The organism is Methylocystis sp. sgz306128, assembly GCF_056032725.1.
The window spans coordinates 25,827-50,934 of sequence record NZ_JBVYWO010000004.1 but is presented as its reverse complement, the minus strand read 5'-3'; the positions used below and the strand labels follow the sequence as shown (position 1 = coordinate 50,934).

General features: G+C 56.7%; 21 protein-coding genes. 7 read left to right on the top strand and 14 right to left on the bottom strand.

The window, feature by feature from the left end; all coding sequences use genetic code 11:
• The first annotated feature begins 69 nt into the window (after positions 1 to 69).
• Entirely contained in the window at positions 70 to 1,125 is a 1,056-nt protein-coding gene (locus AC0N03_RS08040; RefSeq protein ID WP_474288148.1) for a Csu type fimbrial protein, read from the top strand.
• A 10-nt stretch (positions 1,126 to 1,135) separates the two neighbouring features.
• On the opposite strand, the gene AC0N03_RS08035 is transcribed toward AC0N03_RS08040, so the two are convergent.
• The 5 genes from AC0N03_RS08035 to AC0N03_RS08015 all read right to left on the bottom strand — a co-directional run bounded on the left by AC0N03_RS08035 (position 1,136) and on the right by AC0N03_RS08015 (position 6,905).
• Entirely contained in the window at positions 1,136 to 3,397 is a 2,262-nt protein-coding gene (locus AC0N03_RS08035; RefSeq protein WP_474288147.1) for a fimbria/pilus outer membrane usher protein, read from the bottom strand.
• 172 nt (positions 3,398 to 3,569) lie between these two features.
• Positions 3,570 to 4,286, bottom strand: a complete 717-nt coding sequence (locus tag AC0N03_RS08030; RefSeq protein WP_474288146.1) for a fimbrial biogenesis chaperone — start codon at positions 4,284 to 4,286, stop codon at positions 3,570 to 3,572.
• Positions 4,287 to 4,396: 110 nt separating this feature from the next.
• Complete coding sequence (locus AC0N03_RS08025) at positions 4,397 to 4,894, bottom strand: Csu type fimbrial protein (RefSeq protein WP_474288473.1); 498 nt, start codon at positions 4,892 to 4,894, stop codon at positions 4,397 to 4,399.
• Between the two features lie 406 nt (positions 4,895 to 5,300).
• Entirely contained in the window at positions 5,301 to 5,885 is a 585-nt protein-coding gene (locus AC0N03_RS08020) for a hypothetical protein (RefSeq protein ID WP_474288145.1), read from the bottom strand.
• Between the two features lie 114 nt (positions 5,886 to 5,999).
• A complete protein-coding gene (locus tag AC0N03_RS08015) occupies positions 6,000 to 6,905 on the bottom strand; it encodes a c-type cytochrome (protein ID WP_474288144.1) in 906 nt (301 codons plus the stop codon).
• A gap of 947 nt (positions 6,906 to 7,852) precedes the next feature.
• Between AC0N03_RS08015 and AC0N03_RS08010 the strand changes: the two genes are divergently transcribed.
• Entirely contained in the window at positions 7,853 to 8,200 is a 348-nt protein-coding gene (locus AC0N03_RS08010; RefSeq protein ID WP_474288143.1) for a Flp family type IVb pilin, read from the top strand.
• Between the two features lie 203 nt (positions 8,201 to 8,403).
• On the opposite strand, the gene AC0N03_RS08005 is transcribed toward AC0N03_RS08010, so the two are convergent.
• Positions 8,404 to 8,985: a hypothetical protein gene (locus AC0N03_RS08005; RefSeq protein WP_474288142.1), complete on the bottom strand. Its 582-nt coding sequence runs from the start codon at positions 8,983 to 8,985 to the stop codon at positions 8,404 to 8,406.
• 292 nt (positions 8,986 to 9,277) lie between these two features.
• Between AC0N03_RS08005 and AC0N03_RS08000 the strand changes: the two genes are divergently transcribed.
• The gene (locus AC0N03_RS08000) at positions 9,278 to 9,838 is read left to right on the top strand and encodes an NADPH-dependent FMN reductase (RefSeq protein ID WP_474288141.1); all 561 of its coding nucleotides are present in this window, start codon (positions 9,278 to 9,280) and stop codon (positions 9,836 to 9,838) included.
• Between the two features lie 88 nt (positions 9,839 to 9,926).
• Here AC0N03_RS08000 and AC0N03_RS07995 read toward each other — a convergent pair whose 3' ends face one another.
• Both AC0N03_RS07995 and AC0N03_RS07990 read right to left on the bottom strand, forming a co-directional pair.
• The gene (locus AC0N03_RS07995) at positions 9,927 to 10,598 is read right to left on the bottom strand and encodes a hypothetical protein (protein WP_474288140.1); all 672 of its coding nucleotides are present in this window, start codon (positions 10,596 to 10,598) and stop codon (positions 9,927 to 9,929) included.
• Positions 10,599 to 10,608: 10 nt separating this feature from the next.
• The gene (locus AC0N03_RS07990; RefSeq protein ID WP_474288138.1) at positions 10,609 to 12,000 is read right to left on the bottom strand and encodes a S8 family serine peptidase; all 1,392 of its coding nucleotides are present in this window, start codon (positions 11,998 to 12,000) and stop codon (positions 10,609 to 10,611) included.
• A gap of 14 nt (positions 12,001 to 12,014) precedes the next feature.
• On the opposite strand from AC0N03_RS07990, the gene AC0N03_RS07985 reads away from it, so the two are divergent.
• A complete protein-coding gene (locus AC0N03_RS07985; RefSeq protein ID WP_474288137.1) occupies positions 12,015 to 12,317 on the top strand; it encodes a hypothetical protein in 303 nt (100 codons plus the stop codon).
• On the opposite strand, the gene AC0N03_RS07980 is transcribed toward AC0N03_RS07985, so the two are convergent.
• The 6 genes from AC0N03_RS07980 to AC0N03_RS07955 all read right to left on the bottom strand — a co-directional run bounded on the left by AC0N03_RS07980 (position 12,277) and on the right by AC0N03_RS07955 (position 19,779).
• Positions 12,277 to 13,893 (bottom strand): GMC family oxidoreductase, encoded by a 1,617-nt coding sequence (locus AC0N03_RS07980; RefSeq protein WP_474288136.1) that lies wholly within the window; start codon positions 13,891 to 13,893, stop codon positions 12,277 to 12,279. The two genes, AC0N03_RS07985 and AC0N03_RS07980, sit on opposite strands and share 41 nt — an antisense overlap.
• 25 nt (positions 13,894 to 13,918) lie before the next feature.
• Positions 13,919 to 14,683, bottom strand: a complete 765-nt coding sequence (locus AC0N03_RS07975) for a 3-ketoacyl-ACP reductase (protein WP_474288135.1) — start codon at positions 14,681 to 14,683, stop codon at positions 13,919 to 13,921.
• Between the two features lie 39 nt (positions 14,684 to 14,722).
• Positions 14,723 to 16,252 carry an aldehyde dehydrogenase family protein gene (locus tag AC0N03_RS07970; protein ID WP_474288134.1) on the bottom strand — a complete coding sequence of 510 codons (1,530 nt, stop codon included), beginning with the start codon at positions 16,250 to 16,252 and terminating at the stop codon, positions 14,723 to 14,725.
• Between the two features lie 7 nt (positions 16,253 to 16,259).
• Positions 16,260 to 17,036: an enoyl-CoA hydratase/isomerase family protein gene (locus AC0N03_RS07965; RefSeq protein ID WP_474288133.1), complete on the bottom strand. Its 777-nt coding sequence runs from the start codon at positions 17,034 to 17,036 to the stop codon at positions 16,260 to 16,262.
• Entirely contained in the window at positions 17,033 to 18,622 is a 1,590-nt protein-coding gene (locus AC0N03_RS07960; RefSeq protein ID WP_474288132.1) for an acyl CoA:acetate/3-ketoacid CoA transferase, read from the bottom strand. Before AC0N03_RS07960 ends, AC0N03_RS07965 begins: the two co-directional genes overlap by 4 nt.
• Before the next feature lie 116 nt (positions 18,623 to 18,738).
• Positions 18,739 to 19,779, bottom strand: coding sequence for a LacI family DNA-binding transcriptional regulator (locus AC0N03_RS07955; RefSeq protein WP_474288131.1), 1,041 nt, complete (start codon positions 19,777 to 19,779; stop codon positions 18,739 to 18,741).
• 300 nt (positions 19,780 to 20,079) lie between these two features.
• Here AC0N03_RS07955 and AC0N03_RS07950 point away from each other — a divergent pair, with 300 nt between their 5' ends.
• The 3 genes from AC0N03_RS07950 to rbbA all read left to right on the top strand — a co-directional run bounded on the left by AC0N03_RS07950 (position 20,080) and on the right by rbbA (position 25,108).
• The gene (locus AC0N03_RS07950; protein ID WP_474288130.1) at positions 20,080 to 21,240 is read left to right on the top strand and encodes a dihydrodipicolinate synthase family protein; all 1,161 of its coding nucleotides are present in this window, start codon (positions 20,080 to 20,082) and stop codon (positions 21,238 to 21,240) included.
• 144 nt (positions 21,241 to 21,384) lie between these two features.
• Entirely contained in the window at positions 21,385 to 22,386 is a 1,002-nt protein-coding gene (locus tag AC0N03_RS07945) for an HlyD family secretion protein (RefSeq protein ID WP_474288129.1), read from the top strand.
• Positions 22,373 to 25,108 carry a ribosome-associated ATPase/putative transporter RbbA gene (gene rbbA, locus AC0N03_RS07940; protein ID WP_474288128.1) on the top strand — a complete coding sequence of 912 codons (2,736 nt, stop codon included), beginning with the start codon at positions 22,373 to 22,375 and terminating at the stop codon, positions 25,106 to 25,108. Before AC0N03_RS07945 ends, rbbA begins: the two co-directional genes overlap by 14 nt.

Sequence of the window (25,108 nt, the reverse complement as noted above, 5' to 3'; positions counted from 1 at the left end):
CGGAAAAGTATAATAAAAGCTTAAGTCTCTTTTATCTTCATGTTAACCTCATCCATGATTGAGGTTAACATGAAGAAAATCCTTATATTTCATGATATATTCCGCCGTTTGGTCCGCTCAGGAGCGATGACAGCCATATTTCTGGCGTTTATATTGCTGAATCCGACAGCAGGACATACGGATACTGGCACCACCGGCAAGGGGGATGCCTGCACGCTCGGGAGTTCACCCAGCGGCAGTTTCGGAACAGTCGATAATCTCTCCGGCTCGGCGTCCACGACATCATTTGCAATAACCGTAAATTGTTCGAAGGTAAGCGCGAATGGCAATACGGAATATTTTTGTATTCAGATTGCCGCCGGCAATACCTCCGGCAGCAGCCGCATCCTGACGAATGCCGCAGCTGCTGCAAACAACACGGCATCTTTCCAGATTTATCAGGACAATGGGTATGCCAAAATTTGGGGATCGAGCGGCATAACCGTTACCAATTCCCCGACCATAGCCACCTATGGCGACGGCGGCGTGTCCGGCTCGATGACATCGGCAACCACGAATAGCTATACAGCTTATGCAAGATTCAGCGCGGGCCAGACCTCTCTGGTGCCGGGCACTTACAGTTGGAGTGCTGATGTTGTTCTTATTTATGGCCCGTCCAAAACCGCGCAAACCTGCTCAAGCTACACGACAGGCCCTGGCGGCCTTAACTTTTATTACCAGACCACTGTGACTGTCACGGCAACCATAAACGCCGCCTGCAAAATAGCCAACGGAACGCTCGACTTTGGGTCATTGAATTCCGCCAGCGTCACGACTGCAGCGGCTGATGCATCCGGAAGCTTCGGCATTCAATGCACCAATACAACGAGCTATAGCATCACTCTGGGAAACGGGACCTACTTCAGCACAACACGACGGATGCAAAGTCCGGCGACAAGTTACCTCGCTTATAACTTGTTTACAGACAACTCAAGATCGAAATCGTGGATTGGAGCTACTGCTGTTTCAGGCACGGGAAACGGAAACACGCAATCGATCGGCGTTTATGGCAGAATCCCAAAGCAGAGCTCCGCTCCCGCGCCTGGCACATATAACGACACTGTCGTCATAACCTCAACGTACTGAATTCGTTTCCTCACGAGCAGGTCACAGGTCCGATCCTGACCTGCGTGCCGGGGCTGGGCTCAAAGCGAAAACTTGCCGTGCATGATCCGTTCTCAAATTCCAGACGAATCTGATTGTCTGACTGCAGCCCCTTGATATAGGCAAGGCCGTCATAGCCCACCACAAAATCGCGTCCGTCCTGGGTCTTTCCGGGCGTTCCTGGCAGGATTTCTTTGCCATCCTTGCGGACAATCGTCACCAAAGCGGCATTGCTCTGGCTCTTTCCGGCAAAGTTGACAAACACCCCGCTTCTGGATGCCGGGGTAACAAATTGCGTGGTCTGGGCCAGATCCGCATCAACCGGCAGGTTTCTCGCGTCAACCGAGATTTTGTTGCGCTCATAGGAGCGCAATGAGGGCAGAAGCAGCACACCGGTTCCATCCGTGCGGCCTATACTTTGGTTCTCGCTCAGCACCTCGACATTTGGCGCGCCGGTTTTGATAATGGCGAAACTATCGTCGATCCAGTTACCCGCCGCCACTTCTCCACCCATTGTCGCAACAGACCCACGCAGGCTCAGCGCGCCAGCAGCGGAATAGGCATTTCCGCCAGCCTGCATATCGACGCTGGCGTAACGGCTGCGGTAGGACAACTGGCCAGAGGTATAGCGGTTGACGCCCTCGGAATCATTGATCTGCCAGCCATAATCACCAACTCTCGGGCCCTGGGCCTTGCTGACGCCCATACTAAACACCGGCGCACCGCCAGATTGCGATACCGAGGCCGAGGACGACAGACCCGATCCGAGCGGCATCGACATGCCGACAAAGATTCCGGTATTTTTTATTGTGCCAAAATCGCGGAATATGCTGCCCGACAGCGACATGTTCATTGGCATCGACCGGGAAAGACTTATTTCAGCAACGCGGGAAACGTGGCCCGAAAAATCCTCCTGATTGATGAAGCTGGCCCCAAGGCTGGTTTTGCTGTCAAACGGCAGGCTTGTGCTGACATTTATCCGATCCGACGCCTTGACCGGACGGGCGCTGTTTTGAATGATTGCCGCAGTGTTGTCCGGTTCCGCGACCCGCGAGAGATAGGCGAACAAGCCATAAGTATAGCTGTAATAATCCGCGCCCAGTTGTGAATAGCGCGCCGTCCCGCCTGCAACATCGTCATAACCGGCAAAGGCCCGCTGCGAACCGAAGCCTATATTCAGCCCGAACAATTTTGTGTCGTAGGATGCTGTGAGCTTCAGACCGGAGCCGAGAGCGGATTTGCTCGCCGAAACAGAGGCTTCCGCCACGCCGACATTGAAAGTGTTGGCGACGACGCCCAGACCGCCATTGGCGACGCCCGCGCCGCCCTCAGCATGTGCCTGCACCGTAAGACCGTCAAACAAGCCGTGCCGCAGACTGGCGGAACCAACAGGCTTCAGCAGATATGTGTCAGAACTGTTGCCATAGGAAAGGCGCGGCAGGCCGGCCTCAAGCGACCAGTCCGTGCTGCCTTTGGCAAGCAGATCGGGCGACGTATAAAACGGCACCGTCATCCGCGTTTCCTGACCGGATGCGTCACGCAGTACAATCTGCGCATTGCCGCCATTGGTAATGATGGGCAGATTTGCCAGGGTAAACGGGCCGGGATTGACCTCTTGCGAGGCCGTCCGGATGTTATTGACGTATATGTCGACTGTGGACGGGACGGCCGCCGTGCCGCGCACCGAGGGCAGAGCCGTGGTGATCAGATCAGGCCGGAGCTGAAAATTGCTGAACGCCTGCACACCGCCCAAACGCAGCGAGCGCGTCCAGGACAAGGAATTGCTGATCAGGTCGCCGGCACGATAAGAGATGGCGCGGTCAACATCCTCATACTGAAACGATGTATCGAGGCGCTTCAGTTCCGATGAGAGATTGGCTCCGGATGTGGCCAGAACAGATTGATTGAATGTGCCATAGGGCGAAAAAATACGGCCGTCCAACGTGACGGATGAACCGCCATAGGTGAAATTGCGCAGGCCGGACGCACTGCCCGCGGAGCCGGTGATACTATAATTAACAACAGCGCCATAGCCGCTTTTAATTTCCCGGTGCCCGCCGGAAAGCGAACCGCGCAGATCGTAAGCGCCCGCCACACGCATGGCATCGGGGGCGCTGATCAGCACACGCTGCAGGCGGGCGTCATATTCATAGGAGAGCCCTGCAGTATCGTCGAGCAACACAACGTCCTGCGGCGAGCGGCCGGCCTTGACTCGCAGGCCGACGTCCTCCAGCTCATTGCGGGTTGCCCCCAACTGCTTTCCATTGAATAGGATAAAACTTCCGATTTTCCCCGTCGGTATCTTGTTGATCAGAACTTCAAGCTGAAGATTTACCTGCTCATTACTCTGGTCTTGTGGAAAAGCTCTGCCACAAACCGCAAATACCAACTCACTCAAAACAAGGTACAGACAGAAGACAACCGCTTTATTCAGCGACTGCATGAACCTTTCCTGCGTCAGAATTGGCAAAAATTTCGATCGGTTTGTTCAGATTGAAACCGGACGGCAATTTCGTCAGTTCCCATTTGAGTGAAGAGTGCGCCAAAACATAACCAGCAAGACCAGACTTGAGCAGACCTTGACGACCCGTGAAGTCCTTTACCTTGAGTTCGGTCAGGCGGACTCGCACACCACCATCATTGCGCGCAACAATAAAAAGCTTGCCTCCCTCGCGCCGTACCAACCAGTGCAGGTCTTCGCGATACGCGCCCGCCCCCTCAAAAAACACAGGCAGCGCCTGCCTGATGACAAAACTGACCTGACGCGCAGCTCGGTGATCGATAACAGGCAACTGGTCGATGTAGAGACGATAAGCCTCTTCATCGACGACCGGAGCCTTCTTCAGGCGCACTATGCGAACGACATAATCGCCCTCGCCATCGAGCGTGAATTCTGGAGGCGAAGCGATGACATCAACAGCGGGCTCAAGCCTGTCTTCGCCATTGGGCTGGCTCCAACGCATGACGCGCGCCTGAACATGCGAGCCCCCCCCGCCAGAAACAGTAACGACGCCAGCGGTCGATGGCTCGACGATCTCCAGCATCACGGGGCTGACGCCGATACCGGCGGCAAAAGCAGCGCCACCCCAGCCAGCAAGCACCCCCGCCAAATAAAGCCGCGCCGCAAGAACAGCAATTTTCATATGTCGTCACCCTCAAAACCCGATCCAAACGCAACGTCATACAAAAGACCGCCCAACAACCTGCACACACCGCATGCAAGACCCAGAGCGATTCACGCCGCCACGCCCACCTAGTAACTTATCGTAACAGTGGCGGTATCCGCGTAGGCAGTCCCAGACGCGGTTGCCGTCTGCGTGGGTAACCGCCCATAAATTGTGATGCTCTGCGAGACGCCAGCCGGGGTGAAACCCACGGTAGTCGACGTCGATACGGCGGTCGTACGCCCACTATCCGAATAAAGATTATAGTTAAGATATGATGAGCCGGATATCATCCGGCGCTGCCCGCTAGAAGCATTCAGACCGCCGTCCACAGCCCAAGTCGTCGTCAAACCCGATGTGCAGGTAACAGTAACCGTGGCACTGGCGTCGACTGTGGTACCTATCAAACTTGCTTGGTTGACAGTGCCAAAAGCCATATTGCCAACGGAATTCACCACGCACCCAGACGAAACGATCGCCGATACGCTCAGACTACCAGTCGCCGTTGCCGCCCACGCCCCTCCCGAAGCAAGCAAGGAAGCCCCCAGCCCGAGCGCGACAGCCGCAGCACGGGATATTATCCGCATCGCCAAACTATTTTCCGAGCCAGATTTTATGTAAATACGCATGACCGATTCCCTTGATTACACATTACACCCGATCTATTACCTTGCGTAAATTTAGATTTATTTACTTAATAAATAAATAAGCATGATTTTTATTTATTTAAAAAATTGAAATAAGTAAAATATTGAAATTATTTAAGTTATTATTATCGCAGCCTGAAAATTCATTCCCGGTCTGATAAGACCAATGCAAAAAAATACCCGAAGAAACGCGCATTCCTTCGGGCAGGCTTCGGAAATTGGCAAACTTTACGCCAACAGCGGTCAACAACACGCTTTCAGCTTCAGATAGCTTCAGAGTCGCGCAGGATCGGGTTCTCTTACATACAGAGCATCAATTCCAATCTGACAGCGGCCGCGCGGGTGCTTATAGTCCCGTAACGAAACGCGCCATGACGATGATGATCGCCACCTGCATGAGCCCCTGCAACGCTACGGAATAGAAATAGCGCTTCATCACGCGGCCTATGCGCGCGCCGTCGGGCTGTGCCTTGCGCATCTCAAAATAGACCATCAGATTGCTCGGCAACAGCACGAGAAAGCCCTGCAAAGTCAGCAGCGCCACTATGCCCAGCGCCGCAACGACCCACCAATAGGCCGGATATGGCACATCCAGCAGACCAATCTGGCGCGCGTGAAACCAGCCCGCGGTTCCGGTCATGATCGCCAGCGTCGGCAGAAGGAACAGTGTCTTCGGCGTCAGGCGCAGCACCACGGCGCGCCGCGCCGCAAACGACACTTTGCGCAGCACCGGCCCTACCACAAACCCCATGAAGAGATCGATACCTGTCCAGAGCACGCCGCAGATCACATGGATGAAATTCAGCAGCCAGACATTATTGATGACAATGGCAAGAGCGAGCACCGCAAAGGCCAGCGCCACCCAGATCAGATTTTTCAGTTCGATCGGCGGAATGCTCTCCGGCATATCGACACCAGCTGCCTGCGTCATGGGAACTCCGATACAGATGTAAAGCCAGAGCCGGACGTGCAGGTGCTGAGCCGCGCATATGAATGCCCGGCCCCATGAACGGGGCCGGACCTGCGCCCGGGCACGTTCAGTGCGTCAGGGAAAAACCTTCTTCTGGAAGTCCGTGCGCTCCACCTTGTTGCTGACCGGCGGCACGGTGCGAAGATAAGCCACCACGGCATCCAGATCATCGGGCGTCATATTCTTGAAATTGGCATAAGGCATCGGCGGCGCGAGATGGGTTCCGTTGGGCGCAATGCCCTGCGTGATGGCCTTTTTGATATCCGCGTCGCTCCACTTACCTATGCCGGTCTCGGGATCTGACGTAATATTGGCCGAGCGCACGACCGCACCCGGCGCAAGCTGAATCTCAAAGCCGCCCGCACCCATGTGATGCGCAAAATCAGGCGCCCCGTTCGGTCCCGGGCTTGTGTGGCATTCAAAGCAATGCGCGAGAGCTGTTACAATATAATGTCCGTAAGCCACCTTGTCGCTGGCTGGCGGCGCAGGCAGACCCTTGGCGGGCGGCATAGCCTGCTGCGGAATATTCCATTTGGACTCAGGCACCTCATGATGCACCGGCTTGATGGTATGCAGATAGGCGACAATCGCCTTCACGTCATCGTCGGACATATTGTTATAAGTAGGCACCGGCATGGGCGGAAAAATGATCTTGCCTTCATTATCCTTGCCCTCGCGGATGGCCGTGATGATCTGCTCGTCCGTCCAGGAGCCGATGCCGGTTTCCTTATCCGGCGTTATATTCGCCGTATAGGCCGTGAAGGCTGGGTCGACTATTTCGAAACCGCCGGCAAATTCCATTCCCGGCACCATCGAAAAATCCGCCGCGCGCGGGGTATGGCAATTGCCGCAGGCCACCGGCCCGTTGACCAGATATTCGCCGCGCTTGACCATATCGGCACCGCTTGCCGCAGCGGCAGCAAAGCTTATACCGCTGCAAAGCATCGCAATAGAAAGACTGATGGATCTGGATTTTTTCACCGTCGCCTCCCCGAAACAGTTTACGTTATGAAATATTTGATGAATTTCCTCCGCTCGAAATATGGCGGGGCATTGAAAATGATTCAAACAAACGATTTTGAGCACCAACGGCAAAAAATGTGGCACGGTTTGTTATGAGTGGCAAGACGAGATGCTTGCTTTGGTCATATTTTAATACCAAGCGGCGTGGCGGAACGCGCCTAGCGGCACAAATCACTAATAATATATGGAATAAAAGATAAATTTTCGCTTCTAAAAATCAATTTTGAATAGGTATTTATTTACAATTGCAAATAATAAAATTAAATAAATAATTTATATTATAAAAAAATATGATAAATATAAACTTATTCATGATATATGTCATAATACAAAACGAACTAATCATATATATAGTTTAAATTATCAGAATTTATTTTTAAATATGATGACCGCCCCCACGGGGGCAAATTTTATCCCGATACAATTCGAAAATCCGCAGGTCACCTCACATGAACCGGCGCTACAGCTTGGCGAACCCGGCGGGATAATTCTGCTCTCGGCCACTCCCGAACAACAACCCACTCCGGGAACAACATAAGAGTTCGTAATGGGTGCGAGAATATGCCTCCCACCGAACGGTGGCGGGAATAAGCGCAATCTGTGCAGAAAATTCCGGCAATCATGGCGCCAAACGATCACCGCGATTCAGACGTGCGCATCACAGCAGAAAAAATAATCTCAGCAAAAAACGACACTAATTAATCATATAGTCCCGATACAAATTTCTATGGCGGAAATTAAACATGATTTTTAATCATATATTTCAGAAAATCAGTTTTGATATCATATACAAACATTGATTTTGGCTTGATACGATATCATATATGTGATTAGAAATTTCCATGTTTAATTGAAAAGTTTCAAATTTAAAAAATCCATTAACATCGATTTTTTGAGGAATTATCGTGCTCAGACACACCAATTTGCTTAAAGCCTTCCATCGCGACGAACGCGGCAGCTCGCTCGTGGAATACACCGTTTTACTCAGCCTTATGACCGTTTCTTTAATCGCGTCCGTTATGTTTATCGGCTCATGGATGGACGGCAAATGGACCAGTGTTTACACCAGCATGTCGGTTCCGGTAGCCGTTGACTCAGGTGCGACGGGCACCGGAACTTCGGGTTCGTCAGGCGGCGGCGGAACCACATCTGGAGGCACGACTTCTGGTGGCACGACATCCGGAGCAACCGGTTCCGGCCATGGAAATGGAAACGGGAATGCAAATGGCAACGGCAACGGCAGGAATGGCTGAGAGATGAGCCCCGAGTTGTTGGCAAGACAACATGCTCACGACAAGTGGGCCTGATTTAGATAACCAAACATGCCGGCGGCACCAATGCCGTCGGCAGCTGCCTCGTTCGCGCGCCCCGGTCATCCGCGGGCGCGTTTAATTTTTCAGGATTTAGCGAGGATCATGTTTCCCGCCAGCATGTCCGACAACCAGCTCAGTATCTCTCACAGCGTCTGACGGAGCACGAACACGGCGCGGCGCGCAATCGAAAATAGCACATTCAGGCCGATGAAGATCAGAAACGATCCGCTCAGGTCGCCGATAAACATGCCAACTATTTCAAAAAGGCCAGGTGAAATACCGAATTCTGGCCTGATGGCGAACAGAATCTGATGAATTCCGGTGTTGATAAGCGACTGGACGATACAAAAGCTCAATATATCGAACGCATCTATGTCCGAATAATTCATTCCCGGCGATGAGATGTCATGAATTCGGCGGTTACACCAGTTCATAAGCTTCAGTGTAACATATATTGCTGCGCCGGGTATCAATGCAATGGTGACATTATCGACCGGACTACTGTCCGGATTATAGTAGAAATTTATGCAAAGTGCTGCGAGAAAAATTCCCACGGCGGCCTGATAACCTAGTATCAGGGAAGATAAGGTAATCACCGCAGCCGGGATATAGAAAATTGAAACGCGGCCGTTTAAATCCAGAAAACCAAGAAAAGCATGCTGAGCGCTGAATGCCAAAAACATCAGCACTGCAACAACGATTATATGGCGCGAATTTAAATTCAAAAAAACCACCACGAGTGGACAAAAAATAAATCACATAACTGCACAGATTAAAAAGAACACCTTGTGATGGGTTGAACCTCTGAGCGCTGCTTGTCAAGTCGATGGATCAAAAAATTGTCCAACTGGTCAAATTTTTGATAAGGTGTGGTGCTTTATCGTGCAGCATCCGGACCGATGCTTGCCTCGCTCCGGACTTAGACGTCGGCAGCCCTGCATCACCAGACAAGCAATCGTCACAATTGCGTCAAGGTGGTAGCTGAGTATCATGCGTCAAAATATGAAAGGACAAACAATGCCTGACCATACAGTGGCCGTAATCGTCGGCAGCCTCCGTAAGGAATCGTTCAGCCGCAAGATAGCACGAAATGCTGCCGAGCTTGCCTCCCCCGCACTCGGTTTCAAGTTCATCGACATTGGCGCGTTGCCGCTTTACAACGAGGATCTGGACGCGGCCGGCGCGACGCCCGAGGCATGGCAGGCATTCCGCACCGAGATGAAGAGCTGCAATGCCGTACTTTTCGTCACACCTGAATATAATCGTTCTGTTCCCGGCGTTCTGAAAAACGCCATTGATGTCGGATCGCGGCCCTATGGAGCGAGCGTCTGGAGCGGCAAGCCGGCAGCCATCATCAGCGTTTCACCCGGAGCGCTCGGCGCATTTGGGTCCAATCACCATCTGCGCCAGTCGCTGGTCTTTCTGGATATGCCAACATTGCAGCAACCCGAGGCTTATGTCGGACAGGCGCGGCAGATTCTGGACGATGCAGGAAAACTGACCAATGAGGGAACCAGAGATTTCCTGCGCAAATTCATGCAGACCTTCGAGGCCTGGATCAACAAACACAAGGCCTGACGCCCGGTCAGCTTCGATTTGCCAGAGGCCTCGCCATGACGCTGAAGACGGGCAATACGCCCGTCATCAGCCCTTACAGTACCCTGCGTCAGAAAAGAAGATCATATTCGACAGCCAGATGCATGGATTGCGGATTGTGATTGTAGGTAAAATCACGCCAGGCCGTGAGGTTGCCGCAATAATATTCGCGGTCAAAGGAATCTATGCAGGGGCGGTGATCCAAGCGACCGCCGATCCAATAGCTTCCCTCAAAAACGAGCTGGCTTGTCAATTCGGTGTTGAGGTAAAGCCGCTTTGCCCATCCAAGCATGACGGCGGGTTTGACGTTCAGCTTCTCGGACGAGTATCCCGAGCTTAATCCGAACGGAATAATGTCGTTTCCGTCCAGCCCCAAAGCCCCGGATATGACGAATGACGGATATCGCGACTTGTAGAAGGCCGTCTCATCGTAGCAGCTCGTCGCATTATAGGCTGAGCAGACCGACGTTGGCCGCATCATTATGGCCTTATCCTGAACTGTGATGACGTTCTCATCGAGATAAGCACCGGTAATGCCAAAAAATGTGCGCTGGCGCGCCCAGGGCAAAGCCTGCCTGGGCAGCAGCGCGTCCTTCAAGAAATAATAATGAACGAAGGGCGATACAACGAGATCTGACGTGTTGCCGTAAGGCAAACCGTTCAGCGGCAGGTAGCCATCGCCCGCAAACGCGCGAACGTTACAGGCCAGGATGATCAGAATGAACGCAACTAGCCTGCGCATGACGCAATTTTCACCGCAAATGACCGACTGGCGCCATCGCGGCCCCGAGATTGGCCTGACCCATGCCATAGGTTGTCTGGCATCCAACCGGCATAGGCGTGGTGGTGCAGGACGTACCCGCATAAGTCAGGCCGCTGTAGCTGGCCGTATCAAGAAGGACGTTTGCGGTATTTGCCCCTGTCAGATTTGGAAATTCCTGCCTCAGGATGGCGGCATAGCCGGCCACGCGCGGGGCGGCATAGGACGTACCCACATTATTGGTTGACGGCATATTTATACCGTTGACGGCAATGGCGTTATTGCCATAGGGCGTCGTATCGTCAGCAACCAGAAACCGCGTGAAAACCGGCACATATTTGCTGAGACTGTAATTGTAATAAGAGTTGGAACCGGCAATCTCGCTATAAGATGCGATTGTTCCATTGTGCAGCGCGCCCGCAAGGATGAGTCTGTTCTGTGCCGCAGCGCTATTGAGCAGGGCATTGGAGAACGGCTCGTAATCGGCCGAAACGGGATAATTGGGAATGCTGTCATTACCTGCCGCCTTGGTGATGACGGCGTCGGTCATGGTGATATTATTGAATGTCGTTGCCCCGTTATAGATCGACAGGAATTGCTGGGCGGTCGAGGCAAACAACGTATCGGCATTCTGCAGTTCGGTCGTCGTCCAGGGAGCAGAATGACCGATGAGTGAGGCCAGGTCGCCGCCGAAACTGGCATTGATAACGCCAATGTTCAGCGGACTGGAAGGATTAGCTATGCTGCCATCAATGTTCAGCACGTGGGCAGGATTGCTGAAATCCAGTCCGTAAAGTCCCGCGCCAATGGCATAACCGCCTGCGAGCAGCGTTGTGGTTGTGGCATGCTGGCCATCACCCGACAGGTCATCATTCATCAGGATATTGACGCCCTTGCCGGTCCAGCCATTCTGCCAGGCCGTGATGACATCGCCGGGCGGCGTAAGCAGCGTTGGTCCGATCGTACAGGAGCTCTGGCTGGAACAGGCGCCGGTGACGGCATAACCGAATATGTTGAGATTGTTCGGAAAGTGAAAGCTGGACGCGGACCCGTTATTGTAAAGCTGCGCATAACCCGGGCCGGACGGATCCCGAACCCCGAACTGAAAATCATATGTCCCGCCATAGTAAGGCGAGATTAGATTGAAGCTGGTCGGGCTTGGTTCACTGATAGTAAGCGAATAATTTCCTGTGGCAGCAATCGCCCCTGCCTGACTGCCAAGGCTCGAACCCGTGACCGCCGGCGCTGTCGGCGCACCGGTATTGCTGCCGCCTGAGTTCGAATTTGATGAGTCCCCTCCTCCGCCCCCGCCGCCGCAACCGGCAACGGCGAGAGACAGCGCAAGAATAGCAACGGAACCGGTCGGCCGCGAAAGTACGAACATCGTCCACCACACTTATGCTGAAAATCAAAACTCAAATTTGCCAAGGCGGGAACCATATTCAGCCATCAAAGCCAAGGCAAGAATATTTCAACAAACAGAAGAAACTTGAATTATGTTGGATTTTTGGTCTCAAAATTGAGCTTTTTCAAACCGTCTATTTCCCTAAAGGCGAATATGGCCCCACATTGAGCAAAGTCACGCGCCTGCTGTTTGCTCCAAGCACTGCAGGGCACAAGGACAGAAATCCGCTTTGCAAAGCGAAAAAATCGAAAATGTTCAGGGAAGGTTTGCAGGGCTCGGCGCGGGCAAACCTCTGATCAGATCCGAACCCTTCTCACCAATCATCACCGTGGGCGCGTTGGTGTTGCTTGAGACGAGTTTTGGCATGATTGAGGCATCGCACACCCGAAGGCCCTTAAGCCCCCGCACTTTGAGCGTATCGGGCTCAACAACCGCAAGGTCATCGTGCCCCATGCGGCAGGTTCCAACCGGATGATGATCGGTCTTTGCTGTCCGGCAGGCATAATCGATAAGATCGTCGTCGGACATTTTGGCCGGGTCCGGCATGCGCTGTGCCAGAAGAAATGGCCGGAACGCATTCTGCTGCAAAATATCGATCGCCATGCGCAGCCCCTTGAGTGAAATCTGCCGGTCATAGGGATCAGCCCAATAATTGGGATCAATCAGCGGATGATCATCCGGATTTGCCGACCGGAGCGTCACCGAGCCGCGCGACAGCGGACGCAGGAAGGCCGAGTTGATGGTCACGCCGGGATTTTTGAGCCGGTCAACGCCCGCTTCAATTCCCGATCCAAGGCCGAGATGAAACTGGATATCGGGCGAGCGTGCATTCTTATCGGCTGTGGCGAAACCGCCGGTCTCAAACAGGCTCGATGCCACAGGACCTTTCCGGAACAGCAGATATTGCAGGCCGGCCCACAAAGTGCGATGCGGCTGGGCCACGCGGTCATAAGTATAATCGCCTGAGCACTCGCCAATCGTATAAAGGTCGAGATGGTCCTGCAGATTCTTGCCGACGCCGGGCAGATGATGCACAGGCTCGATGCCGAGCGGCCGCAGTTCGTCGGCAGGGCCAATACCTGAAAGTTGCAGCAGCCGCGGCGAGCCGATTGATCCCGAAGAAACGATGACATCGCGCTCCGCTCGGATTGTTTCATTGGCGCTGGAACCCTTGGCGCGCACCACAACGCCGATTGCCCGCCCCTTCTCCACCAGCACGCGCAGACATTGCGTATTGGTTCTGATGGTGAGATTGGGCCGCGACCTGACAGGATCGATATAGGCTTTCGAGGCCGACGAGCGCCGCGCGTTGCGAATGGTGACCTGATAGAGACCGACGCCTTCCTGACTCGCGCCATTGAAATCCGGATTATAGGGCCAGCCTGCCTGCTGTCCGGCCTTGATAAAGGCATAGTCAATCGGCACCGGATTAATGGGATCGGAAACGCCGATCGGCCCGCCGATGCCGTGATAGCTGTTACACATTTTCTGGTTGTCTTCAGCGCGCCGGAAATAGGGCAAAATATCGGCATAACTCCAGCCCGTGCAGCGCTCCTCATAGGCCCAGGCATCGTAATCGGCGCGGTTTCCCCGGGTATAGATCTGGGCATTGATCGACGAGCCGCCGCCGAGAACCTTGGCCTGCGTGTACCAGAACACGCGATTGTTCATGTGCTTTTGCGGCACGGTCGACCAGCCCCAGCTGGCTATGCCCTTGGTCATTTTCGCAAAGCCTGCCGGCATGGCCAGAAACGGATGCCAGTCTCTGCCGCCAGCTTCGATCAGCAAAACCTTGACCTTCGGATCTTCCGTGAGCCGGTGGGCAAGTACGCATCCGGCAGGTCCGGCGCCCGTGATGATATAGTCGAACATGTCTGACCCTGTCGCTTTTTGCCTGTCAAAGCTTTTGAATTGACAACCCGCCGTCCGGCTGGATCACCGAACCGGTTGCAAAATGAAACGCGCCGGACGCCAGCGCCGCGACACTGCGCGCAATATCCTCCGGCAGCCCCCAGCGTTGCATCGGCACCAGTCCGCCCGCAATGGCCGCGTCATAACGGGGCGCAACACCTTCGGTCATCGCGGTCCTGATAATGCCGGGGCGCACTTCGAACACGGCGATGTTTTCCGGCGCGAGCCGAAGAGCCAGCGCCTTGGCGAACATGGAAAGCCCGGCTTTCGAGATGCAGTAATCTGCGCGATCGGCCGACGCCATTTCAGCAGAAACAGAAGTTACCAGAATGAAGCAGCGCCTGACGCCATCGTCCGGCTTCACCATGCGTCTGGCGGCAGCCTGACAGAGAAAGACCGCGCCGCGCAGGTTAACCTGCATGACACGGTCAAAATTCTCGGGCTTCATGTCCAGAAGGTCGCCGCGGACCGGCGCGCCGATCCCGGCGCTGTTGACCACAACCTCAAGATGACCGAACTGCCGATAGATGTCATCGAGCAAAGCCCCATGCGCCCCGGCATCGGCGCTGTCGTGCTGCCGGAAAAGCACCTGCGCGCCAAGAGCCGCGCAAGTCGATTCAACCTCGCGCGATTCTTCATCCAGAACAAAATCCGTCAATGCCAGATCATGGCCCTGCCGCGCGAGCTCAAGCGCAATGGCTCTGCCAATGCCGCGCCTCGCGCCGGTGACAAGTGCAACAGGTCGGTTCATCATCTTCCCCTCAATGTCAGGCCCGGCACTCGGCAGCTCTCATTTCTTTTGCTCAAGCCACCAGGACGTACGCGGCCCGCTGTGAAAATGCAGAGTCTTTTCTTCGGTATAATCGAGGACGGCATGACGACCCAGTTCGCGGCCAAGACCTGATTGCTTGTAGCCGCCGAACGGCAATTCCGAAAATCCGTCCATGAACGTATTGATCCAGACCGTTCCGGCATGGATTGCGCGGCCGAGCGTCAGGCATGTATCGATATCCCTGCTCCAGACCGAGGCCGAAAGACCATATATAGTGCCATTGGCAAGGCGGATCGCCTCTTCTTTCGTTTCGAAGGTCAGAACCGAGAGAACCGGCCCGAACACCTCCTCCAGAGCAACAGCCATCTGCGGCTTGAGATTGGTCAGAATCGTCGGTTCCAGAAATTCTCCGCTTTCCGTTTCAGGCGCGCCTCCTCCGAGCGCAACATGCGCGCCGGCAGCCACCGCGTCGCTGATATAGGTCTGCACCAATGTATGATGCTTCTTGGTGATCAGGGCGCCGACGCGCGTCGCCTCGTCCAGCGGATCGCCGGTTGGAATGTCGCGGCAGCGCTCAACAAGGCGCTGCACGAAGCTGTCTGCGATGGATTTTTCCAGCAGGATGCGGCTGCCGGCATTGCAGCATTCTCCCGCATTGAAGAACGCGCCAAAAATCACCGCATCCAGCGCCGCATCCATATCGGCATCGGCAAAGATGATCTGCGGATTCTTGCCGCCAAGCTCCATCGAGACCTTTTTCAGCGTATCGGCGGAATTGCGCACGGCACCTTTGCCCACCGCCGTTGAACCTGTGAAGGACACCATGTCGACGCGCGGATCGCTGGTCATCATCGGGCCGATTTCGGCGCCAAGACCAGCGACAATATTGACGACACCGGCGGGCAAACCGGCGCTGGTGAGCATTTCGCCCAGCAGCAATGTCGAGGCCGAGGTGAATTCGGAAGGCTTGACGACGCAGGTGCACCCGGCCGCAAGCGCAAAGGGCAGCTTTTGCGAGACAATGAGAAACGGGAAATTCCATGGCGTGACGATGCTCACGACGCCCACTGGCTCGCGCACCACGACGCCCAAAGCTGCATCGCCAAGCGTATTGTAGCTTTCGCCATGCAGATCGCGCGCCAAGGCGGCCGCATAGCGCCAGATATCGGCGGCGCCTGCGATCTCGCCGCGCGCCTGCGCTATCGGCTTGCCCACTTCAAGACAATCCAGCAGGGCGATTTCCTCGCGCCGCGCATCGATCATATCCGCCACTTTGAGAAGAATGGCGGCGCGCTCCGCGCCTTTCAGCCGCGACCAGACGCCGGAGTCAAAGGCCCGGCGCGCGGCGGCAATCGCCGCATCTGTTTCGGACTCTCCGGCCTGCTGGCAACGCGAAACCAGAACGCCATGCGCCGGGCTGCGGCGCTCAAGCACGCGCCGGTCGGCGCTGCGCACATGGGCACCATCGATGAAAAGGTCATAATCACGGCGCGTCGCCTTGAGAGCAGCGTCGAGCAATCGGGAATCAAAACGTATTGGCGCGTTCATGTCAGCCTCAGGAATTGGAAAAATCGGGTGGACGTTTTTCACGGAATGCAGCCACACCCTCGCTTAAATCATCGGTATAGGCGGTCAGAGACCCGGCTAGCATTTCGAACACTGCCTCTTTCTCCTCGCCCTCCGCCGCGTTGATCAACTGCTTGGCAAGTTGCACGGCCACCGGCCCGCGCGCGATAATCTTCTGCGCCAGCGCTTTCGCCGCCGACAGGCCATGGCCTGTATCCACGCATTCATCGACAAGATGCAATCTGAGCGCCTCTTCCGCGCCGATCATGTCGCCCGCCAACGAAAGCCGCTTGACAAGACGCGAACCAAAACGCCGAACCAGCCGCTGCGTGCCAGACCAGCCGGGCACCATGCCGAGGCCCGTCTCAGGCAGGCCCAGCCGGATATGACGCTCGGCAATGAAAAAATCCGCCACCGCCGCCAGTTCCAGCCCGCCTCCGAAAGCGTGGCCGGAAAGCACGGCAATCAGCGGCGCCCGCAGGCGCGCCAGCGCGTCAAAGGCGCGGTGCCCCGCCCGCGTCCAGCTGCGCCACATTTCGAGTGGCGGCAAGCCGCCCCAGGCGGCAATGTCGCCGCCCGCGCAGAACGCCTTGCCTTCGGCGCATAGCAAGGCGCAGCGTATTTCGTGATGCGCATCGATTTCACGGGCAGCCGACTCCAGTGCAAGGATCATCGGCATATCCAGCGCATTCAGCTTTTCGGGGCGCGCCAGTGTCAGAACGGCCAGAGGGCCTTCAAACTCGAGGCGGATACGCGGGTCGTTCATGCTCCCTCCAGCAGGTTCAGGCCAAACGGTGCCGGTTGAAACAGACGCACGTCCATGACTTTCAGGTCATCGGCCACCCGCAATTCAAATTCGGACTGACCCAGCACGTCGCGCGCCAGATCAACCCCCGGCGCAATCTCCGTAACTGTGATGCCGCCCGCGCGCAGTTCCATGACGCAGCGCTCGGTGACGTAGGTGATGTGCTGGCCCTGCGCCAGCGCGCGGCGGCCCGAAAACGTGACCTGCTCAACGGCGCGCACCAGCTTTTTGACCTTGCCTTCCTTTGCAATCACCAGACGGCCGCTCTCGACGCTGAGCTGCGCACCGGCACTGAAAAAGCCGGAGAAGATGATGCGCTTCGCCCTTGCAGTGATATCGACGAAGCCGCCGCAGCCTGCGGTAACATGCGGACGCACGCCAAGTTTCGAGACATTGACGCAGCCCTGCTCGTCGATCTGCAGGAAAGACAGCAGCGAAGCATCGAAGCCGCCACCCTGAAAATAAGTGAACTGCGCCGGAGACGGCACTATGGCCTCGGCATTGGACGCACAGCCAAACTGGAATTCAAGCAAGGGCACACCACCCACTGCCCCCTGCTCGATAACCCATGTGACTTCGCCGTGATGCCCCTCCTCAAGCAGGATGCGCGGCACGTTGGCCGAGATGCCGAAGCCGATATTGACCGCATCGCCCCGGCGCAGTTCCTGCGCCACCCGCCGGGCGATCACCTTCTGAATGCCAAATTCCGGAATTTCGAAACTCGCGAGCGGACGGAAAATCTCTCCCGAAATAGCCGGATCATAGACCGTGTTCGTCGTCTGCATCTGCTCCGGCGCCACGACAATGACATCGACCAGAACACCGGGCACGATGACATCATGCGGCTTGAGCGTGCCGAATTTGGCAAGGCGCTTGACCTGCGCGATGACAATGCCGCCATTGTTGCGCACCGCCAGCGCCTGATCGAGCGGCCCAAGTATGCCGCCCTCATGCTCATAGGAGAGGTTGCCGCGCTCATCCGCCGTCGTGGCGCGGATGATGGCAACCTGCGGAATGATGCTTCTGAAATAGAGCCACTCCTCGCCATCGAACATTTGCCGCGTGACGATCGGCTCCGCCTTGGCCCGCGCATTCATGGCGCAGCCTTCAAATTGCGGATCGACAAATGTATCGAGCCCCACCTTGGTCAGGACGCCGGGGCGCTTGGCTGCGGCCTCGCGGTGCATGTCAAAGAGTATGCCCGACGGAATATTATAGGCAGGAATTTCGTTGCCGGTGATCATCTGCCAGATCAGCGGCGGCGTGCTGGTGGACGGGCCAGACGGATAGGAACCCGCGAGAACCTTCTTCAGCAAGCCAGCCCTGGCGATATGATCGATGCCCCTGATGCCGGACATGTCGCCGGCAGCTATCGGATGCAGCGTCGTTATGTTGCGTGGATGGCCGCTCTCCTCGAAGCGCCGGCCTATCGCGGCGAGCACGGCGTCGGGACAGCCAAGACCGGATGACGAGGAAACCGTGACGATCGCCTCGTCAGAAATGAGCGCGGCAGCCGCATCGGCGCTGAGAACTCTCGCAAAGGACATGACTTAAAACCCCGCTTTCATGGATTTGACCCGGCCAGAACCAGCCGGGCGGAACAATAACCTGCCAAGATGCAGACGAGAGAAAACCATCGCCGCCCAGTGGGCGCGCATATCGCTCATGACCGCGCCTCCAACCTCGGTGCGCCGGAGGACTCGCGCACGACAAGCCGTGCGTCGCCGACATAATTTTCCGCCGAACCAACGCCTGAACGGATCTGATTGAGCAAAAGTCGGGCCGCATTCTCGCCCAGAACTTCAGGATTAACGGCAACAGTCGTCAGCGTCGGGCTGACCAGCGAGGCCTCGGCAATGTCGTCAAATCCGACCAGCGCCATATCCCTGCCCACCGTCAGACCATGACGACCGGCAGCAATCATCGCGCCCATTGCCACCACATCATTGAAGCACAGCGCGGCAGTCGGCCTGTCGGCTATCGCAAGGGCCGACGTCATGGCATCGACGCCGCCGAGGCGCGTTGGCATGCTTTCAATCACCAGAGCAGGATCATAGGCTATCCCCTGCGCGTCCAGCGCCGCGCGATATCCGGCAACGCGCTCCTGACGGATGATGGTCGTTGGCCGCCCGCCAAGAAAGGCAACGCGCCTGTGGCCAAGCGACAAAAGATGCCGCGTCGCTGCATGCGCGCCGCGCTCATTCTCGGAAGCGGCTGTCGCCAGCCGTGAGCCGGCAATGCGGCGCACCGCCAGCACCAGCGGAAAATCGCGCGCCAGTTCCGCCAATTCGTCTGGGTCAGTGTCGAGCGCCGGACAGATAATCAACCCGACAGCGCCATGTTCGCGCATGGAACGGATCAGATCCCGCTGGCGCACGACATTCTCGGCTGTATTGGCCATGAACGGCATGTAGCCCGAAATCTGCAGAGCGCGATCAATGCCGACCGCAAGCTGGGCGAAAAACGGGTTGGTCAGATCATTGATGATCATGCCCACAACGCTGGACCGCGACTGGCGCAGATTTGCAGCGCCACGGTTATAGACATAACCAAGCTCACGCATGGCCTGCTGAATACGCACCCGGGTCTGCACCCCAACGCCGGGCTTGTCCCGCAACACCAGCGACACAGCAGCCCGCGACACGCCGGCCGCTTGAGCAATATCAACGATGGTGACGTTTTTCTTGTCCTTGACCTGCAGCATGGCGATCCAGCGAGGATATGGAATTAACTTGATCGATCTAGTAAACCGGATATCAGCGAGCGTCAAGCGCAAACCCGGCTAATTTCATTCGGTCCGGAGCAGGCAAAATAGTTGCGGCACCGGGTAATTCAGACTAAATAATTGATAAAAAACAACTTTATCTGATACGCTGCATTTTTCAATTCAATGGACATGATGCCGCAGCCATACGCTGCAGATTCCCGCTTGCCAGCTTTGATAGATCGATCTAGTAATATGCCTGACAAGATATCGAAGACCCGCAACCGCACAGAGGCATTCATGGCGCAGATCACCCTTCCCCGTGCTGACGGAACATTGGAAAGCTATATCGCCAACCGCGCGTCCCCCTACCCTCTGAACGCAACCGGAGCCTTCACCCGCGAGGTCTATGCGGCAGCCCATGTCGTGGCCGATCCCCGCAATGCCGATCCTTGGGGCAAGCCCAAAGTCGACTGGGACAGGACTCTCGCCTTCCGCCATCATCTCTGGCGGCTTGGTTTCAAAATTGCCGAGGCCATGGACACATCGCAGCGCGGCATGGGCTTCGACTGGAGCAATGCACAGGAGCTTATCCGCCGCACACTGGCTGACGCACGCATGGTCAAGGGTGCGGATCTGGCCAGCGGCGCAGGTACGGATCATCTCGCCCCCGGCGAAGCAAAAACCCTTGACGACATCGTGCGCGCATATGAAACGCAGGTGGAATTCATCGAGGCACAGGGCGGACGGATTATTCTCATGGCCAGCCGCGCGCTGGCAGCTCTCGCCAAATCCCCGGACGATTATTTCAAGGTCTATGACCGTGTTTTGTCCGGCTGCCGGAACAAGGTCATTCTGCACTGGCTCGGCGATATGTTCGACCCTGCGCTCCGGGGATATTGGGGTGCGCAGGATGTGCCCGCCGCAATGAAAAGCTGCCTTGCCATCATCAACGCGCACCAGAACAAAATCGACGGCATCAAGATCTCGCTGCTGGAAGCGCGCTATGAAATCGACATGCGTCGCCGTCTGCCCGCCGGGGTAAAAATGTATACGGGGGACGATTTCAACTATGCCGAACTGATTGCCGGAGACGATCAGGGCCATTCGCACGGGCTGCTGGGCATATTCGACCCGATCGCCCCGGCTGCAGCAGCGGCCCTTGCCCGGCTGGCTGCGGGAGACCGCGCGGGCTATGAGGCCATTCTCGCGCCCACGGTGCCGCTGTCGCGCAAGATTTTTGAAGCGCCAACCCAATATTACAAGGCCGGAGTCGTCTTTCTGGCCTGGCTGAACGGATTTCAGGACCATTTTGCCATGGTCGCCGGTATGCAATCAGCACGCGCGATCCTGCATTATGCCGACGTCTTTCGTCTGGCCCATGAGGCAGAACTGCTGGCAGACCCGGACATGGCGGGTGCGCGCATGAAGCAGCTTTGCGCTGTCAACGGGATCTCATAATGCGGGCGGCGGGCCGCCAATTGACCGGCATCGAATTTTCAGCCAACCTTCCGGGCAAATATGGTGCCGGGCGCGTCTGAGCAGCTCGCCGCACTTGATACAGGTCATACCACGCCGCCGCGTTCAGCCCTAGTTTGACGACCCATGAAATCGAAGGTCTTTACTCTCGTTATCGCCGCGGCGCTTCTGCTCGCTGTCACCGGGCTGGGCTATGCCGTTTACGTCAATCTTATAGGCCAGCGACGTCTGCCGACGAATATCATTCAGGCCAATGGCCGCATCGAGGTGCAGCGCGTCGACGTATCTGCAAAAACGCCGGGACGCATTTCGGGAATAACGGTGCGCGAAGGCGACATGGTCGAGGCCGGACAGATCATAGCAACTATGGACGAAAGCGAGATCCGCGCTGAACTTGCATCCGCGAAGGCGGCGATCGAGCGTTCGGTTCAGGGCGTGGCGCAGGCCCGCGCGGCGGCTGCCATCCGGCAGGCCGAACTGGTGCTGGCGGAAGTCCAGCTGAAGCGTTCAACCGATCTGCGCCAGCGAGATATTGCGTCGCAGGCCGAAGCCGATCAGAGGCTTGCTGCACGCAATGTCGCTGAAGCCGCGGTCGAAGCCGCCAAAGCCGCCATCGGCGATTCTGAAGCCGCGCAGAAAATGGCGCAGGCCAATGCGGCGCAGATCGAGGCCCGGCTTGCGGACATGACCCTCAGGGCACCCGTCGCCGGGCGGGTGGAATATCGGCTGGTGGAGCCCGGCGAGGTCATCGCCTCGGGCGGTAAGGTTGTCACCCTGCTCGATCTGACCGATGTCTACATGACCATCTTCCTGCCCACATCCGCTGTGGGACAGGTAAAGCTGGGCGGTGAGGCACGGCTGGTTCTCGATGCCGCGCCTGATTATGTTGTCCCGGCGAGCGTGTCGTTCGTCGCGGCCGAGGCGCAATTCACGCCAAAAACCGTCGAAACAGCGGATGAGCGCCAGAAGCTGATGTATCGCGTCAAAGTCAGCATTGCCGCCGACCTGCTCCAGCATTACCGCGATTATGTGAAGGCCGGGCTGACGGGCAACGCCTATGTGCGCCTCGGCCCTTCAGGCGCGTGGCCAGACTGGCTTAAGCCGAGACTGCCCGATGCCCGATCCTGAGATCGCGGTCCGCATTGACGCGGTTTCGCACCGCTACCGCAAGATTTTGGCGGCAGATCATGTCTCTGTACTTTTCCCTGCGGGCAGCGACACCGCCATTATCGGACCGGACGGAGTCGGCAAGTCTGTTCTTCTCGGGCTGATTGCCGGTGTCCGCCGCCTGCAGCACGGGAAAATCGAGGTGCTCGGCGGTTCAATGGCCGATCCGGCGCATCGCAACCTTGTTGCAGCGCGCATCGCCTATATGCCGCAAGGTCTGGGGCGCAATCTCTATCCAACGCTCAGCGTCGCCGAAAACATCGACTTTCACGCCCGCCTGTTCGGCCTTGGCGCGCAGGAGCGCGGGGAGCGCATTACCCGTCTGCTGGCCGCGACTGGTCTTGACCCGTTTCCCGGCCGGCCAGCGGGAAAATTGTCGGGCGGAATGAAGCAAAAGCTCTCGCTTTGCTGTGCGCTCGTGCACGATCCCGATCTGCTTATCCTCGATGAACCCACGACCGGCGTCGACCCGCTGTCCCGGCGTCAATTCTGGTCGCTGATCGAGCGCATACGCAATGACCACCCCAGCATGACCGTGATCGTGGCCACCGCCTATATGGAAGAAGCGGAGCGCTTCACCCGCGTCCTTGCCATTGACAAGGGCCGCGTGATCGCGGCAGGCCTGACTGCTGATATACTCATACAAGCCGGTGCGCCTTCGCTTGAGGCCGCCTATCAAAAACTGCAGGGCGCACGCGAAAATGGCGCTGTCTTCACTATCAGGCCGCGCGCAAGCCATGACGGACCACCGGCCATAATGGCCGAGGGCCTGACCCGGCGGTTTGGCGATTTCACTGCGGTAGATAATGTCAGCCTGAGCATCGAAAGCGGCGAAATTTTCGGCTTTCTCGGCTCCAACGGCTGCGGCAAAACCACGACCATGAAAATGCTGACCGGCCTGCTCACAAAAACAGCCGGACGTGTCGAGCTTTTCGGCGAACAGGTGGAAGACGCGACGCTGGAATCGCGCATGCGCGTCGGCTACATGAGCCAGGGCTTCTCCCTATACGAGGAGCTGACTGTGCGCGGCAATCTCGAATTCCATGCGCGGCTCTATCGGATAGCCGCGCCAGAAGCCGATCAGCGGGTGAACGAAAGTCTGGCGCAATTCCGGCTGGTCGAGGCTGCGGACGAGCTGCCCGCCAGACTCCCGCTCGGCATGCGCCAGCGTCTGCAACTTGCCGCTGCATGCCTGCACCGTCCGCAAATGCTCATTCTGGATGAGCCCACATCCGGCGTCGATCCGGCGGCGCGCGATCTGTTCTGGCACCATCTCGTCGAATTATCCCGCGATCAGGGCGTGACCATATTCGTCTCGACGCATTTCATGAATGAGGCTGAGCGCTGCGACCGTATATCGCTCATGCATCAGGGCCGGGTGCTGGCCATGGGTAAGCCCGCCGAGCTGGTCGCAGCCAGGCAGGCGGCTTCGCTGGAAGACGCATTCATCGCTTACCTCTCCGAAGAATCTGCAGCCGATGCGCCAGCGTCCGTGCCTGAAGGCGCGTTCGAGAGGCGCGCCGACCCGCCCATAAACCGGCCTTCACAGGAACGACTGCGCTTGAAACGGCTGTGGGCTTTCGCCCGCCGCGAAATGCTCGAATTGCTGCGTGATCGCGTTCGCATCGTCTTTGCGCTCGCGATTCCAATTCTGCTGCTCTGCATCTTCTCGTTCGGCATTTCATTCGATGTTGAAGGGCTGACCTATTCTGTCTTTGACCGGGATCGCTCCCCGGAAAGTCAGGCGCTGCTGCGCAGCTTCGAGGGATCGCGATATTTTGAAGCGCGGCCGCCGGCGTCATCCGAGGCCGAGGTCGACCGCAGGCTGGCCAGCGGCGAACTGCGTCTCGTTATCGGCATTCCGCCCGGCTTTGGCCGCGATCTGCTCGAGGGCCGCAAGCCGGAGGTCAGCATCTGGATCGACGGAGCCAACACGTTCAGAGCTGAAACGGTGCGCTCTTATGTCTCTGGTCTTCTGGCCAATTATGCCGATGAGATGGCACGCGAAGCTTCCGCAGGTGCATCTGGCCTTATGCTCCCGATAGATATCCGTCCGCGCTATCTCTATAATCAGGCCTTCAGGTCGGTGAACGCCATCACCCCCGGCGTCATCATGCTTGTTCTGCTGCTCATCCCGGCGATGATGACGGCGCTGGGCGTCGTGCGCGAGCGCGAAATCGGCTCTATCGCCAACTGGCAGGCCTCGCCCGCCAGCGTGCTGGAATTTCTTATCGGCAAGCAACTCGCCTATATCGCCATCGGCGCCGTCAATATTGCCATGCTTGCGGCAACGGCTGTCTTCATTTTCAATGTGAGTTTCAATGGCTCGGTTGCCGCATTTGCCTTCGGCGCGATGATTTATGTCTTTGCCTGCACGGCATTCGGCCTGCTCGTCTCGACCATCGTCTCGACTCAGGTTGCCGCGACTTTCGCCACCGCAATTATCAGCGTCATCCCTTCCGTCAATTTCTCGGGACTGATGTATCCGGTTGCCTCGATCGAGGGACCCGGCAAGATTGTAGGCTATGGGTTTCCGGCAAGCTGGTTTCAGACCATCTCTCTCGGTTCGTTTGCCAAAGGTCTGGGCTTTTCCGATTTTCTGACCACCTACGCGGTGCTCGCGGGTTTCGGCCTGTTGTTTCTGGCGTCAGCCGGCCTCTTTCTGTCCAAGCAGGAGGCCTGA